The organism is Neisseria sp. P0021.S005 (genome assembly GCF_051956955.1).
In genome coordinates this window covers 1-1,506 of record NZ_JBQCWY010000723.1, presented here as the reverse complement: position 1 = coordinate 1,506, position 1,506 = coordinate 1, and the positions used below count along the sequence as shown (strand labels likewise).

Below are 1,506 nucleotides of genomic sequence, written 5' to 3'. Positions count from 1 at the left end.
GCAAAGGCATAAACCAAAAACAGGGTAAGAAACAGGATAAGGGCAGTATAGAGGCGGTTTAGGAGGCGAAGATTCATCGTTCAGACGGCCTTTTGCAAATGCTGCTGTTGGTGTGTGGAATCAGTAAAAGTGCAGTAAATTAAATCAGATTATTATTATTTTGTCAGTTATTAGATGGTTTGCGGGTCGGTTAAATCATTGGGTTGGAGCGAACCAAAAAACTGCCATTGCAGGGCGACGGCTTTTCCCTGCCAAACGCAGGAAAGTGCCATCGTATCCGCCAAAATCGCGCTTGTGCCGCGCCAATCGGTTTGATTTCCGGCGCGTAAACCGACGGGTTGCCCTGAATCGAAAACATAGCCGACCGATTTCATGTCTGACGGGAAATCCAAATTTGCCGCTTTAATCAAGGCTTCCTTGAAACACCACAATCGGTAAAACGTTTCAGACGGCCAGTTTGCCGTTTCCAAAAAGTCTTGTTCTTCCTGCGTGCAGACCAAAGCCGACAGCGCTTTGAAATCACGCGGGCGGATAAATTCGATATCGATACCGGCTGTTAAGGGATGAGGCGCACACAATAAAGCGGCAAAGCCTTGGCTGTGGCTCAGTGATACAGTCGGTAAATCGGTTTGCTGTTTTAATGCTCGGCTGACTTGCCAGTCCTGACGCTGCGCCAGTTGAGGCGTGGCGGCAAAACGTTGGGAATCGGCTGCGTTTAGAGAAGCATGGTCGTAGCAGGCGGTAAAAGACGGATCGGCCAGCAGGCATTGAAGAGGTGTCGTATCCATAAAATAGAAAAATGCCAAACTTCATATTGAAGTCCGGCATTTTTGACATTACTTAGTGGAAGCTGCCTTTCAAAACCACACGGCTGTTGAATGTAGCGATGTGGCATTCGTACTCGTTACCGCCTTTGGTTACTTTGTCAAAGTAGCTAACCAGGTGAACGGATTTGGCTTTTTTGCGATGTGCAGTGCTTTGGAAGCGTTTAACCGCGCTCAGGAATGCGCGTTGGCAGGTTTCATCAGGGGTTTTGCCGACTGAGTTGGAGATTTGACGGGAAGTCAAAGTTGCGCCGGATGTGCTACCGTAGTGAACGCGGATGCTAGGATCCAAAGCGGATTTGGCTTCGGTAGAGTTTAAAGCTACATCGACTTTACACATATAAATATCGTTTTGACCTTTGCCATGGACTTTATGGCCCTCACCCATGCTACGGCAGGCAGAACCGGCGGCAGTTGTTTTTGGAGTAGAAGTTTGAGAGGAGGAAGTGGATGGTTGGGAATTGCCGGATTGTGAGCAAGCGGCAAGCATCAGGGAGGATACGGCAACCAAAGCAGAAAAACGTAACATGCGAACTCCTTTGTAATAATGGGCGTAGAAAAAGTTTACAGAAAGCAGAATCATTTTAACATATATGAAAGAAGTATAAAAACAGAATGGTGCAAAAAATATTATATTTTTATTTAAATGATTTCATGGCGTTAAGAAAGTTTGAGGCGGTAA

At 46.4% G+C, this 1,506-nt stretch carries 2 protein-coding genes; both read right to left on the bottom strand.

Going from position 1 to position 1,506, the window contains the following annotated elements; all coding sequences use genetic code 11:
- Positions 1–170 precede the first annotated feature (170 nt).
- Positions 171–788: a 4'-phosphopantetheinyl transferase family protein gene (locus ACTHUE_RS18700; protein WP_070813832.1), complete on the bottom strand. Its 618-nt coding sequence runs from the start codon at positions 786–788 to the stop codon at positions 171–173.
- Between the two features lie 52 nt (positions 789–840).
- Positions 841–1,353 carry a hypothetical protein gene (locus ACTHUE_RS18695; RefSeq protein ID WP_225905469.1) on the bottom strand — a complete coding sequence of 171 codons (513 nt, stop codon included), beginning with the start codon at positions 1,351–1,353 and terminating at the stop codon, positions 841–843.
- Positions 1,354–1,506 lie beyond the last annotated feature (153 nt).

Excerpts from the sequence above, each read along its gene's own strand:
- ACTHUE_RS18700 (WP_070813832.1), bottom strand. The coding sequence starts at position 788 with ATGGATACGACACCTCTTCAATGCCTGCTGGCCGATCCGTCTTTTACC.
- ACTHUE_RS18695 (WP_225905469.1), bottom strand. The coding sequence starts at position 1,353 with ATGTTACGTTTTTCTGCTTTGGTTGCCGTATCCTCCCTGATGCTTGCC.